The 15,027-nt window shown below is 59.6% G+C and carries 14 protein-coding genes; 4 read left to right on the forward strand and 10 right to left on the reverse strand.

The window, feature by feature from the left end; translation table 11 throughout:
• Positions 1–187 precede the first annotated feature (187 nt).
• The 3 genes from GR198_RS35290 to GR198_RS04330 all read left to right on the forward strand — a co-directional run bounded on the left by GR198_RS35290 (position 188) and on the right by GR198_RS04330 (position 5,254).
• Complete coding sequence (locus GR198_RS35290; protein ID WP_012756101.1) at positions 188–331, forward strand: hypothetical protein; 144 nt, start codon at positions 188–190, stop codon at positions 329–331.
• A 312-nt stretch (positions 332–643) separates the two neighbouring features.
• Complete coding sequence (locus tag GR198_RS04325) at positions 644–3,175, forward strand: methyl-accepting chemotaxis protein (protein ID WP_164067580.1); 2,532 nt, start codon at positions 644–646, stop codon at positions 3,173–3,175.
• A 231-nt stretch (positions 3,176–3,406) separates the two neighbouring features.
• Positions 3,407–5,254, forward strand: a complete 1,848-nt coding sequence (locus GR198_RS04330; protein ID WP_029874076.1) for a methyl-accepting chemotaxis protein — start codon at positions 3,407–3,409, stop codon at positions 5,252–5,254.
• On the opposite strand, the gene GR198_RS04335 is transcribed toward GR198_RS04330, so the two are convergent.
• On the reverse strand, positions 5,227–5,460 hold the full coding sequence (locus tag GR198_RS04335; RefSeq protein WP_164024830.1) for a hypothetical protein: 234 nt from the start codon (positions 5,458–5,460) through the stop codon (positions 5,227–5,229). The genes GR198_RS04330 and GR198_RS04335 overlap by 28 nt on opposite strands.
• 90 nt (positions 5,461–5,550) lie before the next feature.
• On the opposite strand from GR198_RS04335, the gene GR198_RS04340 reads away from it, so the two are divergent.
• Positions 5,551–6,420: a LysR family transcriptional regulator gene (locus GR198_RS04340; RefSeq protein ID WP_029874078.1), complete on the forward strand. Its 870-nt coding sequence runs from the start codon at positions 5,551–5,553 to the stop codon at positions 6,418–6,420.
• A 66-nt stretch (positions 6,421–6,486) separates the two neighbouring features.
• On the opposite strand, the gene GR198_RS04345 is transcribed toward GR198_RS04340, so the two are convergent.
• From GR198_RS04345 to GR198_RS04385, 9 genes are all read right to left on the reverse strand, one after another.
• A complete protein-coding gene (locus GR198_RS04345; protein WP_029874079.1) occupies positions 6,487–7,386 on the reverse strand; it encodes an ROK family protein in 900 nt (299 codons plus the stop codon).
• Positions 7,383–8,138 (reverse strand): glucosamine-6-phosphate deaminase, encoded by a 756-nt coding sequence (nagB, locus tag GR198_RS04350; protein ID WP_029874080.1) that lies wholly within the window; start codon positions 8,136–8,138, stop codon positions 7,383–7,385. Before nagB ends, GR198_RS04345 begins: the two co-directional genes overlap by 4 nt.
• Before the next feature lie 11 nt (positions 8,139–8,149).
• On the reverse strand, positions 8,150–9,250 hold the full coding sequence (locus tag GR198_RS04355) for an ABC transporter ATP-binding protein (protein WP_164067582.1): 1,101 nt from the start codon (positions 9,248–9,250) through the stop codon (positions 8,150–8,152).
• Positions 9,247–10,056: a carbohydrate ABC transporter permease gene (locus GR198_RS04360; protein ID WP_017990303.1), complete on the reverse strand. Its 810-nt coding sequence runs from the start codon at positions 10,054–10,056 to the stop codon at positions 9,247–9,249. The genes GR198_RS04355 and GR198_RS04360 overlap by 4 nt, the downstream gene beginning before the upstream one ends.
• The gene (locus GR198_RS04365; protein WP_164067584.1) at positions 10,056–10,928 is read right to left on the reverse strand and encodes a carbohydrate ABC transporter permease; all 873 of its coding nucleotides are present in this window, start codon (positions 10,926–10,928) and stop codon (positions 10,056–10,058) included. Before GR198_RS04365 ends, GR198_RS04360 begins: the two co-directional genes overlap by 1 nt.
• 53 nt (positions 10,929–10,981) lie before the next feature.
• Positions 10,982–12,274, reverse strand: a complete 1,293-nt coding sequence (locus tag GR198_RS04370; RefSeq protein WP_029874084.1) for an ABC transporter substrate-binding protein — start codon at positions 12,272–12,274, stop codon at positions 10,982–10,984.
• A gap of 60 nt (positions 12,275–12,334) precedes the next feature.
• Positions 12,335–13,348, reverse strand: coding sequence for a Gfo/Idh/MocA family protein (locus tag GR198_RS04375; RefSeq protein WP_029874085.1), 1,014 nt, complete (start codon positions 13,346–13,348; stop codon positions 12,335–12,337).
• A complete protein-coding gene (locus GR198_RS04380) occupies positions 13,345–14,046 on the reverse strand; it encodes an N-acetylmannosamine-6-phosphate 2-epimerase (protein ID WP_029874086.1) in 702 nt (233 codons plus the stop codon). The genes GR198_RS04375 and GR198_RS04380 overlap by 4 nt, the downstream gene beginning before the upstream one ends.
• A gap of 139 nt (positions 14,047–14,185) precedes the next feature.
• Positions 14,186–15,025: a MurR/RpiR family transcriptional regulator gene (locus GR198_RS04385; protein WP_017990308.1), complete on the reverse strand. Its 840-nt coding sequence runs from the start codon at positions 15,023–15,025 to the stop codon at positions 14,186–14,188.
• Positions 15,026–15,027 lie beyond the last annotated feature (2 nt).

Below are 15,027 nucleotides of genomic sequence, written 5' to 3' on the forward strand. Positions count from 1 at the left end.
GCCCTAAAACCGCTGCACACTTTTTGACATGCATTGGAAATATCCGGAGATACCGATTCAAGACTTCTTAATAGAGGTGCGCCATCCTGTCTCAATTGGCGGTTTGTGAGGTCGTTCCTAAATTAAGCTTTACCGGCAAGCCGTTTTGTTGGATTGTTGTTGTGTCAGAGAGAAGTGAGGTTTCGCCATGAACAGAAACGCACGACGCGCCCGCGCCATCGCAATTGCCGAGGCAAAGCCGAACGCCCGGATGGTCGCCCTGCGCTATCTGATGCTTGCAGCCGGCGCCACCGCCGCCAGCCTCGCGCTGCTGCTCTCGCACTTCATCTGATCCTGTCAGCAGACCTGGAACCAACATTGCGACATGCCAATTGTCGCACCGCGGCATCGCGGCCCATAATTTGTAACTATTTCACTGCCTTGGCTTAACCCGCCATAACCGCTTATCCGAAAATTAATATCTAATCTGACACAATTGCTCGCGAATATTTGGGCATCTCCAAGTTGTTTGGACGTGAACTGGCAATGACTGCCGCCTGGCCTCCGGGTTCCCCAATGTAAAATAAGAACAGCTCGATGTGCACCCGGCTGGCGCCATGTGGCCGCCTGCGGGAGGAGTGGTGTATGAAAGGCCCGGAACGCCATGTTGATTGACAAGATTCTTTCCCGCTTCAGGATCAAGACCAAGGTTCTGATCTTCGTTCTGCCTTTCGTCGTCACCATTTCGGCGGTGGGCCTGACCGGCCTCTACGCTTCGGGACTTCTGCAGGGCCGCATGGAAATATCCAACAGCGTGCTGCAGTCGCTGAGCGGCTTCAAAGATCTCTATGGCTCGATGGACGATTTCCTGCGCGTCACCAGCCCTGAGGCGCGCGACAAATTGATCTCGGATCTGAAGACCCAGCAAGGCGTGCTCGACCAGACGCTGAGCCAGGTCGGTGACGAGGCCGCCGGTCGCGACAGCCTTGCGGAAGCATCGCGCCGCACCAAGGAAATTTCGGGCGTCGTCGACAAGCTGTGGGCCCTGCACGAGCAGGAACGGGCATTGCATGAGCAGATCGACGCGGCCCAGAAGAGCGTGATCAGCACTCGCTTCACCGTGTCCTACCAGGCCGAGCAGTTGCAGAGCACCGTCCAGAGCGACGAGAGCGCCGCCACCAGCACCCTTCGCACGGCCGACCGCCTGCTGAAGGGCGGGGATTTCCTCGGCACCGTCGCCAGCGGCTTCAGCAAGCCGCAGACACCGCAGGACAAGATCGCCTTCATCAACGAACAGATGCCGGAGATCATCAAATCGCAGCGTCTGATCGCCATCTCGGTTCCAAGCAATCAGAAGAATGTCATCGACGCGCTGGCTGCGACCATCGACGGCATCAAGGCGATCGTCCAGACGCCCAATCCGACCGACGAGACCGCCACCGAACTCGGCCGTCTCATTTCGCGCTTCCGCCAGACCTCGACCTATACGCAGCTGACCGCAACGCAGAAGATGCGTGACGCGACCCAGGAATTCGCCGCGCTCGACGGCCGGATTGCCCAGGCCAACTCGGTCCTGCAGGATACCAGGCGTCTCGAAAATTCGGTCTATTCGCTTCAGATCGTTCTTTCCGACTTTCTCGCCGATTCCAGCAAGGAAAATCTCGTGCGCCTGCAGCAGCAGGCCGGCACGCTCGGCAAGGACATGCAGGTGCTGGTCACCAGCGCCAAGGGCATGGGCTTTGCCGAAGGCATATCCGGCGCGATCCAGCCGGCGCTCGACGTCATTTCCGGCGGCGGCTCGAAGATCGTCGACACGATCGGCCAGCGTGTCACCGCCTATGCCGCGGCTCGCCAGGAGCTCGACCAGATCTGGAAAAAGCTGACCGATTTCGCCGAGCTGCAGAAGCAGACGGCCGGCACCGAGCGCACCCAGGCAAACAGCATCTCCGTCATGACCACCGGTCTCGGCATTCTGCTGTCGATCCTCGGCGGCATTGCCCTGGTGCTGACGCTGCAGCGCCCGATCAGCCATATCACCGGCGCCATGCGCCGCATCGCCGAAGGGGCGCTGGATACCAGCATCTCCGGCGAGCAGCGCCACGATGAAATCGGCGACATGGCCCGCGCGCTCGGCATCTTCAAGGAAAACGCCATCTCGAAGATCCGCATCGAGGAGCAGAGCGACGAGGAACGCGCCGCCGCAGAACACGAGCGCCAGCGCAACGACGCCGAAAAGCGCGAGATGGATCGTCAGATCGAATTCGCGGTCAATGCGCTTGCCGCCGGCCTCGAACGCATGTCGCAGGGCGATATCTCGACGACGATCGAAACGCCCTTCATCGGCCGTCTCGAACAGCTGCGCCAGGATTTCAACGGTTCGATGATGCGCCTGCAGGCGACGATGAGCCAGATCCGCGACAATGTCGAACTGATCCAGGGCAACGGCAACCAGATGGCCCAGTCAGCCGAGGACCTCTCCAAGCGTACCGAACAACAGGCTGCCTCGCTCGAAGAGACCGCGGCCGCCGTCGATCAGATCACCGTCACGGTCCGCTCGTCGGCCGAACGCGCCAAGGATGCCGACCAGATCGTCCGCCAGGCCAAGCGCAGTGCCGACGATTCCGCCGTCGTCGTCAGCAATGCGATCGACGCGATGAGCCGCATCGAAGGTGCCTCGCGCCAGATCGAGCAGATTATCGGCGTCATCGACGAGATCGCCTTCCAGACCAACCTCCTGGCGCTCAACGCCGGCATCGAGGCGGCGCGCGCCGGTGAAGCCGGCAAGGGCTTCGCGGTGGTCGCGATGGAAGTCCGCGAATTGGCCCAGCGCTCCGCCGCCGCGGCGCAGGAGATCAAGGGGCTGATCAACAAGTCGACCAACGAGGTCAATTCCGGCTCGCAATTCGTGCAGGAGACCGGCACGGTGCTCGCCAAGATCAGCGCCCAGATCGTCACGATCAGCCAGCATGTCGAGATGATCGCCCGCGCCAGCCATGACCAGTCCACCGCGCTGCAGAGCGTCAACGCGACGGTCAACCAGATGGACCAGATGACGCAGCAGAACGCCGCCATGGTGGAGGAGACGACTGCCGCCAGCCGCGAACTGGCCGACGAGGCCGGTTCGCTGCGCAGGCTCATCCAGCAGTTCAAGATCGACGGCGAAGCCACCGGCGCGCCGGTCTACCGCGCCGCCTGATCATCGACCGACCTGTCTTTATTCGAACGGCCCCGGACTTTCCGGGGCCGTTTCTATTTATTCCGCAGAAATCGCGATCTGGTCGGATTGCGAGCGGTCGCGCGGCCATCACGCAGAGATGATCCGTCTGAAAACGAGACCGATGAATACCTCCGACAACCCTGATTTACGGAGAATCTTCTTTAACGCTTTTAGTCTAATTTAACCGTGGTCTATCTCCCGGGGGTCTCGATGCTGCGCCTTTTCTCTACGTCGATCGTACGCCAGATCGTTGCGATCACGCTGTTTCTGCTGGCGATCAGCACGGCCGCCATCGTCGGCGTGACCTATTACAATCTGAGCCACCATGTCATGGATGGGGCTGTCTCCGACGCCAGGGATGCCACCCGCGCCATGGCCGTCCTCTACGGCGCGGCCGATCAGGCTGCAAAGATCGAGCTGAAGGACAATCAGCTCTCCACTGTCACGGAAGACGCCATTCCCGCCCTTGCCGACCATTCGCTGGTCGACCGCACGGCGCAATCGATCGCCGGCGTTGCGACCATCTTTCAAAAGCAGGGCAGCGACTACGTCCGCATCTCCACCAACGTCAAGAAGGAAAACGGCGACCGGGCCGTCGGCACCAAGCTGGTCGCCGAGCACCCCGCCCAGCCGGTTCTCGCCAGGGGCGAGGCTTATTACGGTCCGGCGGAGCTTTTCGGCCGCAAGTTCATGACCGGTTATTTCCCCATCAAGAACGCCTCGAACGCCAATGTCGGCATTCTCTTCATCGGCATTCCGATGGAGCTCTATTACCAGCGCATGTATGAGCTGCAGATGCTGGTTCTCGGCGTCGGCGCCATCGTCATGCTCATCGTCGGCGTTCTCGCCTTCTATGCGATCCGCCTGTCGGTGAAGCCGTTGCAGGCGCTGACGACCAGCGTCCACTCGATTTCCGCGGGCGATCTCGAAGGGGCGATTCCTTGTGTCGAAAAGAGGAACGAGTTCGGCGACATCGGCCGGGCCTTGGCGCTTTTCCGCGACAGTGCCCGTGCAAGGCGCGACCTGGAAACCCAGGCTGCCGAACAGCGCGAATTGAGCGATGCCGAGCGCGCCAGGAACGATGCCGACAAGCGCTCGCTCGATGGCCAGATCGACTTTGCCGTCAACCAGCTTGCCGCCGGCCTCGGGCGCTTGTCGCAGGGCGATGTCTCGCAGACGATCGGCACGCCCTTCGTCGGCCGGCTGGAGCAGCTGCGCGTCGACTTCAACGCTTCCCTCTTGCGGCTCCAGGATACGCTGTCCGGTATCCGTGACAGCGCCTCGACGATCCAGCGCAACAGCGGCGCCGTCTCCGCCTCTGCCGGCGAGCTTTCGAAACGCACCGAGGCGCAGGCGGCGAACCTCGAGGAGACCGCGGCCGCGGTGGAAGAGATCACCGTGACGGTTCGTTCTTCCGCCGAGCGTGCCCGTGAAGCCAACAATGTCGTGGCTGCGACCAAGAAGACGGCTGACAATTCCGGCGCCGTCGTCGGCGATGCCGTCGCCGCCATGGATCGCATCGAGCAGGCTTCGCAGCGTATCGAGCAGATCATCGAGGTGATCGACGACATCGCCTTCCAGACCAATCTTCTGGCGCTGAATGCCGGCATCGAGGCGGCGCGCGCAGGCGAGGCGGGCAAGGGTTTTGCCGTCGTCGCCCAGGAAGTCCGCGAACTCGCCCAGCGCTCGGCCGATGCGGCGCGCGAGATCAAGTCGCTCATCGAGACATCGAGCCGCGAAGTGACGGCAGGGTCCGAACTGGTCCAGAAGACCGGCAGCGTCCTTGCCTCGATCAGCCAGGAGATCATCGCGATCAGCGGCCATGTCGAAACCATCGCCACCGCCAGCCGCGATCAGTCGGCCGCGCTGCAGGAGGTCAACGGTTCGGTCAACGCCATGGACCAGATGACCCAGAAGAACGCGGCGATGGTTGCCGAGACGACGCAGGCAAGCCGCCTGCTTGCCGGCGAGGCCGATACGCTGATGGCGCTGATCGAGCGGTTCCGCATCGTCGCAGAATCGGCACCGGCTCATCTCGGAGCAAGAAGAGTCGCCTGAACCGCGCAGCTGCCGCTACGGGATTGCGCCGCGCCCTTGCGGCGCCTTCCTAGATTGAGGTCGAGCGACGTCAGCCAGGCGATAAAGCCAATGAGGCTATTGTTTCCGAACTCGGCATAGAATCTGTCCTCTTCCGCCTTGCCACCGCTTCGCTGGGGATAGTGTCGATAGCCGATGGTGCCTGCGATGGTGATCATGTCGATCATGACAATGTCCTTTCCTGTGTAAGACATCACTTGATCTAGGCGTCGAATTTCTCTTTATAAACGGGAAAAATCCCGCTATGTTTTTCATTGATGAAAAACGCGAGTTGGGATTCCTATCAGCTTTTCCTGCAGGTGGCCCGACTCGGCGGGCTGACGGGGGCAAGCACCGCAAGCGGGCTCAGTCCTGCGACCGTCGGCCGGCGTATGCTCGATCTCGAGCAGGAAATCGGCCGCGCATTGTTTTCGCGCAGCCAGACCGGATATCGTCTGACACAGGATGGCCAGGCGCTGCTCGATCACTTGCAGGAAATGGAGGCCGCCGCCCGCAAGGTGGCGGCGTGGCGGCAATCCGGCGAGGGCGCCACGACCGTCAGGGTCGCCGCCGGCACCTGGCTCGCCTGGCTGCTGACCGAGAATTTCGCCGCAATCCGCATGCCGGGCGATGCCTTCGCCATTTCGCTCACCATCGGCGAGGCGCGGGCGAGCCTTGCCTATCGCGAGAGCGACATCGGTATTCGCGCCTTCGAGCCTGAGGAGGCCAATCTTGCCGCACGTCTGCTCGGCGAGGTGGCCTATGCCGTCTATATCAGGCGCAACGCCGCCGAGACCGACGAGCGCTGGATTGCCGTTGCTGAGGAAGAGGCGATATCGGCCTATCTGCGCTGGCCGCACGCCCATGCCGGGACGGGGATCGTCGCCACCGTCAATCGGCCGCGTTCGCTGCCGGATCTGGTGCGTGCCGGCGCCGGCAAGACCGTGCTTCCCTGTTTCGTCGGCGATCTCCATCCCGAATTGCAGCGGCAAGGCAGCGAGTTGCCGGAATTGCGCCACCGGCAATGGATCGTCATGAATGCCGAGGACCGCCACCGCCCGGAGATCCGGACGGTCGCCGACCGCATGACCAAGCTCATCAAAAGTTATGCCGATCTCTTCGCCGGAAAACGACCGAGCCGTGGCTAGAGCGCCGCGCGTCTTTTCAGACACGCTAAGGACGCTCTATCATTCTGCGATCAGCGCAACCGATGGTCAGCGCGTCGAGATCGATGAATTTGTCACTTCGCTAGCCTGACCATCTGGGAGAAGTAATCGGCTTGCAAGATCGGCAATTCCGATAACTCCAGCCCGTGCAGCCAGTTTAGCGGGCATTATATTTGATCTTATGGCGGAAGGGATTTGAACGCTGACATCGCGAACGAGATCGAGATAGCCTTCGGCAAGGCCGACTCCACCTCCGATCACAATCTCTGCGGGGTCAAGTATAAGTTGAATATCCCGGCAAAGCATGGCGATCCCACGCGCCGATCGTGCAACGATCGCTTTCGCCCAAGTTTCGTCGTTCCGCGCAGCGTTAAAAATGTCGGGGGCGGGCGTGGCGCCAAATCCCTGTCGCGCGGCTTCTGCCTGCATCCAGCGCCCGGACACTTGGTCCTCTAGATAGGTGGAACTACCGCCAAAACTTTGCGTCAGCCCGAAATGCCCGGCGAGACCGCCAAGTGGCCGACCGTTGATAACGATACCTCCACCGACACCCGTCGATACGGTCAGAAAAACCAGATCGCCACCAGACCCGGCGCCAAAGCGATACTCGCCCCACGCCGCCGCCTGAGCGTCGTTCATCGCAAGGGCGCGTGCGCCAAACAAGGCCGAGGTTTTGTCGACCAGAGGGTAGTTTTCAGGTATTCCGAGTGTCTCAGGATTCATGGCCGACCAAAGCCCATTGCGGATGAAGCCCGTCACAGCAAGGCCGATTGCATCATACTTACCATGCCAACGCTCCGCGGCAGCGTGGGCGTTGGTGAGCCAGGTATCCGGTCCGTCAGAACGCTGTGTTGGAACGGTCACCTCCTCAAGGACTTCGGCGTCAGACACGAGCGCCGTCATCGTTTTTGTTCCACCGATATCGATGGCAAGCACCGGCCTCGTCACGCGTCAATCTCCAACGCCAGTATGCGATCAAGCTCGTGGGCGGCGTCCCTGTCCAGCACAATGGTCGTATGGGCATGGCGTGCGAGCGCGGAGCCGGGAACGGCATCTGTTATTGGCCCTGCAAGGCTTGCCGCAACCGCGCTGGCCTTCTCGATGCCGGTCGCCAGAACAACGATTCTCCGCGATTCTAGAATAGTGCCGATTCCCATCGTGATGGCATGCGTGGGTTGGCGTGAGCCCGGCTCGAAATAGCGCGCATTGGCTTCCATCGTCGAGGCTGACAGCGCAACCCGCCGGGTGCGGGTGTCATGCGGAGATCCCGGTTCGTTAAAGCCGATGTGGGCGTTGCGGCCAAGGCCGAGAAACATCAGGTCGATGCCTCCACGCGCTGCAATCTGCGTTTCGTAGCGCGTGGCCTCCGCGCTCGCATCCGCAGCTGAACCATCCGGAATATGGATATGTCTCTGCATGAAATCGATGTGCCGGAACAGGTTTTCACGCATGTAGAAGGCATAGGATGCAGTGTCGGTGCCCGAAATCCCGAGATACTCATCAAGATTGAAGGCGTGGGCACGATTGTAGCAACCACGGCCGTTTCGAAAGTCCTCAATCAGACGAGCGTACACCCCAAGCGGCGTCGCTCCCGTCGGCAAGCCGAGCGCGCTGTCCGGCTTTTCTTCGACTTGCCGGATCAGAATTTCCGCGACGATGGCAGAGGCTTCGTCGACTGTATCCTTGACGATGATTTCCATGGTTTTTCCGTTCAATTCAGGCGCTGTCCAGTCGCGGCGTCGAAAAGGGACGCTTTCTCGGCCGCTATCTGCACCTTGATCGTCTGCCCAGGGGCGGTGCTCCCGGTTTCCAGCCTGGCTGTCGCCGTCTGTCCGTTGATCGATAAAGTGACGTTGTCCTCAGGGCCTGTCGACTCGACCAGGTCGACGATGGCGTCATGACCCTCCTCATCGTGACGGGCCAGCTTTATGTGTTCCGGCCGCACACCAAGAATGACGTCTCCCGAAATGCCTTCGGAAAGTCCTGGCAGCGGAAGAGGCAGTTTCCAATCCTTTCCATCCGTGAAGATCACTGTGGTCCCATCCATAACAAGGCGGCCGCTGATAAACTGCATGGACGGCGAGCCGACGAACCCGGCCACAAAGGTGTTGGCCGGTTTGTGATAGATCTCATAGGGCGAGCCGATCTGCTGAATATCGCCCTTGTTCATCACGACAATTCTGGTCGCTAGTGTCATGGCCTCGATCTGGTCGTGGGTCACATAAACCATTGTTTTTCCGACGCGCTCGTGCAGTCTCTTGATCTCGGCGCGTGTCTCGACACGCAACGTCGCATCAAGATTCGACAGCGGCTCGTCAAAGAGGAAAATCTTCGGGTCGCGCACAAGAGCCCGTCCGATGGCAACACGCTGGCGCTGGCCACCGGAAAGCTCGCGCGGCTTCCGTTCGAGAAGCGGTTCAATTTGCAAGAGGCGTACGACCTCCGACACCCTTTGCGAAATTGTCTCACGCGAGAGTTTGCGCATCCGGAGCGGAAAGCCGATGTTCTGCGCAACCGTCATGTTCGGGTAGAGCGCATAGGATTGGAACACCATTGCGACATCGCGCTCCCGTGTCGGGATGTGTGTCACGGGTCGACCCTCGATCACGATTTCTCCAGCGTCGATCGGATGCAGACCCGCGATCGCATGCAGCAGGGTGGATTTCCCGCAGCCGGAGGGGCCGAGAAGGACGACGAATTCGCCTTCATCGACCTCGACATCAATCCCTTTCAGCACCGAGATCGGGCCATAGGATTTGGTGATTTTCCGTAGGGAAAGCGACTGTTTGCTGGCCTGGATCATGCCGGTCATCCTTTTATACTTCCGAGTGACATGCCACGTACGACCTGGCCTTGAACCAACATGCCGAGAACGAGCATAGGCAGCATGACAAGTGTTGCGGCTGCCGTCAGCGGTCCCCACTGCACCCCCTGAAAAGTCAGGAACGAGGTGATACTGACGGGCAGTGTCTGGGTGTCCCGCCCGGTCAGGACGAGGGCGATGAAGAACTCATTCCAGGTAAACAGCACACACAGGATCATCGTCGCGACGATGCCGCCCTTGGCAACCGGCAGGAACACGTTCCAGAAGATCGTCAGTTCGCGTGCGCCGTCCACTTTTGCCGCGTCACGCAGCTCCTTCGGTATGTCCTCGAAGAAGGTGATGAGCAGCGATATGGCAAAGGGCACATTGATGAAGGCGTAGACCGCAATGATCACCCAGTGATTGTTGAGCAATTTCAACTGCGCGGCTAGAAAATACGTGGGAATGATGAAGATCAGGGGTGGTGCTATCCTGAGGCTCAGCACGAACTTTTCATTGCTGCGGCGGACCGGTTCTTCCTGTGCCACGAGTCCATAGGCGACAAGCGCACCGATCGCCACCGATATGGCGCTTGCCGTAATGGAGATAAGGACGCTGTTCATGAAGGCGCGAATGAAGACGCCATTGTTGAGAACGCGCTGGTAGTTCTCCCAGGTCGGTTCGAACAACCAGACCGGCGGGATCGCAAAGGCGTCCTTCGTCGTCTTTACCGATGTGACGACCACCCAGTAGAGCGGAAACAGCACGACCACGATGAGGACGAGGATGGCGATATAGAAGGCCATTTTGCGCATCATACGGCTCCCCGCGCTTGAGCCTTGAAGGCCAGGTTGTACAGCAACAGCAGCGCGACATTGGTGAAGATCGTCAACACCATGGCAACGGTCAGGGCGTAGGAAATGTCGAAATTGGTGAATGCCGAAATATAGCCGTAGAGATTGAGTGTTTCCGTCGACAGCGCTGGCCCGCCGCGGGTCATGATGTAGAAGATGTCAAAGGTCTTCACACTGTCGATGGCGCGGATGAGGGCGACGACAAGAAGCGCACGGTGAAGCGCTGGCAAGGTGATGTGCCAGAGAACCTGCCACTCCCGAGCGCCGTCGACACGCGCGGCGTTTTGCGGATCGCCTGGCAGCGCTTCCAGTGACGCCATCGTCAAGAGCACGACAAAGGGTGTCCATTGCCAGATGTCGGCAATCATCACTGAGAACAGGGCGACGTTTGGATTGCCAAGCCAATCGACCAAACCGAGATGAAGCAGGGACAGGAGGTAGTTCGCCATACCGCTCGACGGGTCGAACATGAAACGCCATGTCAGCCCGACGACGATGGGCGTCATGACGATGGGCACGAGCATGATAGCCCGCGCAATCCTCTTGCCATGAAATTCCCGGTCGAGCAGCAAGGCGACGAAAAGGCCGATGATCAGTTCAATGGTCGTGGCCAGCACCGTGAAGAGGACCGTGCGCCAGAGAGCATTGAGGCCGCGTGGGTCGAGCAGAAGCCGCAAGTAGTTGTCCAGCCCGATGAACTGTTCCTGCCCTGGCCGCATCAGACTGATATTGTGCAATGTCAGCCACACGACATAGATCGTGATGACCACCGAGACCGCGCCGAAAAAGGCAATCACCGGCTGATAGAAAAGCTTTGTCGCGTCGTTGAGCATAATGATCCCCGCAGTGTAGCCACGTCCGGAAATCCGGACGTGGCGCCCGTTTGTTAGCGGGCGAGTGCTGCGTCGTTGGCCGTGTTGGCTTCCGCCAGTGCGTCCTTTGCCGAAGCGGTGCCGGCGAGCGCCTTGGATACGGCGATACCAGCATTGTTGATGATTTCGTTCGCAGCCGTAACCGTCGGCAGATATTGCGGATTGCCCTGGTTGATCGAAGCCAGCATCGCTTCCTTGAAGGCTCCGTAGCGCTTGTTGAATTCATCCGAATTCAACGCAGCTTCAGACGTGACGCCGGAGTTGGGCGCGATGCTGAACGACTTGATTTGCTGCTCTTTCGCCGTTGCCCACGACACAAACAGCCATGCTGCTTCCTTCTGGGCGGAGGCGGACGTGATATAAAGGCTGTGCACAGCGAGGGACGATGAGCCACCCTTCAATGCGTCGGTTTGTTTGGGAACCGGCACGTAGCCAACCTTGCCGACCACTGATGACACAGCCGGGTCCTCGTTGAATGCTCCATTGACCGTTGCATCCATGGTCATACCGGCCTTGCCCTGCTGGAAGAGAACGTGGTTTTCTTCCCAACCGAAATTGGCAGCGCCGACGGGACCGTAGTCGCGCAGGATTTTTGCAAAAGCATCGAGCGAGGCGGCGGCTTCTGGCGTTCCAAGGGCCGACTTTCCATCCTTGGTGAGGAATTCGCCGCCGTAACCCCACAGCCAGCCTGCCCAGACATAGACGTTCTGGATACCTTGGGCGCCACGCATGGTAATGCCTGCGATTTCGCCGTTGGACTTTTCCTTGATGGTCTTGGCCGCGCTGATAACCTCGTCAAAAGTCTTCGGCGGGGTGAGGCCGTATTGCTCGAACAAATCCTTGCGATACATCAGGAACGTGCTCTCGCCATAAACCGGCAGGCCGTAGAGTTTGCCGTCGACAATATTCGTGTTGAGGTAGCCGGGCACGAAATCGGCGCGGTCGAGATATTTGGGCAGCTTTTTCGCAAGATCGTCGAGTGGATCGATATATCCAGCCTTAACGAAGCCCGGAATATAGATGATGTTGTTCTGGACGACATCATAGCGGCCCGAGCCGGACGAGAACTCCAGGAGCATCTTGGCGGTGATGTCGGATTCCGGGATGACCTCGAGTTCCACTTCGATGCCGGTTTCCTTGGTGAATTCCGGCAACAGCTTTTGGATGCCATCGGTGGTCGGGTGACCTTCCATCAGAACCGCAATATGCGTTCCTGCGTATGGCTGATTGGCGTTCTGTGCGATCGCCGGCAGGGCCGAAGAGGTCGCAAGTGCAAGCGTGAGTGCGAGTAGTTGGCGTCGTTTCATGTCATTCCCCTTTTTTTGAACTATCCATGCGTTGCGTCGAATTGCTTGATCGATGATGCGCTAGAGTCTCTCCACCTCGCCGCTTTCGGCCGAGCGGATGAGGGCTCGGGTCAATTCCAACGAGCGAATGGCTTCTTCGCCGCTGGCCACCTGAGAGGGGCCGCCGTCGAGCCATTCGAGAACGCTGGCAAGCTGGAGCTTGAGGTCGCCGCCAACCCGATTTTCGACGATCGGCCAATGCTGGGTGTCGATCTCGCGCGATGTCTGGTTGTCTGCGAAATAAAGGCCGCTATCTCCGCACTGCACTTCGAATGAACCCTCGGTGCCGATGAGTTCCAGGCGTGCGTCGATCATGTGGCGAGCGCCGGCAGGCAATGACCAGGCGCTTTCAAACGTCACGACGGTCCCGCCCGAGAAGCGTACGACCGCCGCGATCGTATCCTGCGTGCCGAGCGATCCGAGGAGAATGTCAGTCTGCTGGGCGTAGACGGAAACCGGGGTCTGGCCCTCGAGCATCCAAAGCACCATGTCGACATCATGCACTGTGACATGCAGTGCGAGCGGCAAGGTGCCGCCATAGCGCTTGGGGCCTTCGGTGCGGGCGCTGTTGCGGCGGGCATAGATGTGAATAGGCGTGCCGATCTTGCCCGACGTAATCAACTCGCGCGCCTTGTAGTAGCGCGGGTCGAACCGAAGCAGATAGCCGACCCCAAGCCTGACGCCCGCCGCCTTGCACGCCGCGACGATCTTGGCTGCGTCTTCCATGGTCGAGGCGATCGGCTTTTCAACGAAGAGATTTATGCCCTTTGCCGCAATGGCGAGCGCCGGATCGAGATGAAGGTGATCCGGGGTGCAGATACTGACCAGGTCAAGCTCTTCGGCAGCCAGCAGTTCCTGATGGGAGCTGTAGGCTTTGACGTTGCCGCGCAACTTACCTGCCAGCGCAGCGGCGCGTCCGATGTCGCTATCGACGACGGCTACGAGTTCAGCGCGGGGTTCGTTTGCGAAAATCGAAGCGTGCATCGAACCCATGAAGCCGGCTCCGATCACGGCAACGCGAAATTTCCTTGTCATCTGCTTTCTCCATTGAATTCAGGCGTTTGCCGTGCACCGGCCACAGCGTCCGCAAACCGTCGTGTGATCACATCCGGACGGGTGATGGCAGAACCGACCACGACAAACGCGGCACCATATTCGATAGCTCTGCGTGCATCGGCTGGTTCCCAGATCCGGCCCTCGGCCACGAACGGGATGCCTGCACGGAAAAGATCTTGCATCAGCTTAAAATCCGGCGCCTCGCTCTGTGGCGAATAGGGCGTGTATCCAGACAGGGTGGTGCCTGCGAAATCAGCACCTAGGGCAACCGCTGCCCGCCCTTCGTCCAAGGTGCTGATATCAGCCATGGCGATCCGGCCCGCTTGATGCACCGCCTCGACAAGGGCAGCGACGCTGCAGGGTCTTGGTCTAGCAGTGGCGTCAAACGCCACGATGTCTGCGCCCGCCTCGCAAAGCTGGCGAACGTCCTCCAGCGTCGGCGTGATGTAAATCTCGGAATCCGGATGCTCGATCTTGGTAATGCCGATGACAGGGACGCTGACGGCATTTCGCACGGCCGACACATTTGTGACGCCCTCGATACGAACCGCCCTCGCGCCGCCCAACACCGCCGCCTTGGCAAGTGCGACAATGTGATCTGTCGGCTGCAAGGGGCTGCCGTCAGCCGCTTGACAGGAAACGGCAAGTGTTCCGCGCAAGGCTTCAAGGATGCTCAAGTTCCAATACCCTTCGTCTCAAATTCGAGGTCACGGTATCATAGTGAAATAAACCGTCAAGAAATTATTTATGATGAAAATTTCCGCCAAAAAATAAGAGCAAAAATCAACCCGGCGAAAAGGGGCGCTCGCAGGGGTCTTAAATGTTGCGGTCGGTAACGCTTTGGGCGGTGTCGAGAATGGTAATCAGACGGTCCGGCTCAGCCATCGTCATATAGGACGCCAGAGCATCGACAATTAGTAACTGGCTGATCTTCGAGGGAAAGGCGCCCCCGGTGAGCGGTGTCTCCGGCCAGGATGCCAACAGCACATGCGTGCAAGTGGCTGCCAGCGGGCTTTTCGATCGATTGGTGATTCCGATCACGCGCGCGCCCCTCGCATGCGCAAGCTCGGCAATCTTGACCGTATCAAGGGTCGAGCCCGAACTTGAAATCAGGAAGTAGACATCAGCGGGATTTGAGGTGGCAGCGGCCATAGTTGCCAGATGCGCGTCACGGGCGATATGGGAATGCACACCCAGGCGTGCGAGCTTGTATTCCAGATATTGCGCTGTGATCGCCGAAGCGGCGACGCCAAAAATCTCGATGTGTTTTGCCTGCAGCAATTCCTGGGCTACGGCTTGTATTATGCTACGGTCGAGCAGCCGCTCCGTTTCATCGAGGGCCGTTCTTGCGGTCTCCACAAGATTCTGAACCGGATCTCCCGTTGATATCGGGACGCTGGTCTGGCTCTGTGTCGCCAACTCCTGCGCCAAAGCCAGCTTGAAATTCTGGAACCCGGTGAATCCCAGTTCACGGCAGAACCGCATCACGCTGGCTTCCGAGGATTGCGCGTCTTCTGCAAGCTCGGTGATACTTTTGTAAAGCACCGCCTGCGGGTCTTCCAACGTGTAATCTGCGACACGCTGTAGCGCGCGCGTCATGTTCGGAGCGCGTGAGCGAATACTCGCGACGAGAGCCATATGCGGTGTCGGATTCACGT

This window comes from Rhizobium leguminosarum (genome assembly GCF_010668065.1).
Lineage (GTDB): Bacteria > Pseudomonadota > Alphaproteobacteria > Rhizobiales > Rhizobiaceae > Rhizobium > Rhizobium leguminosarum_S.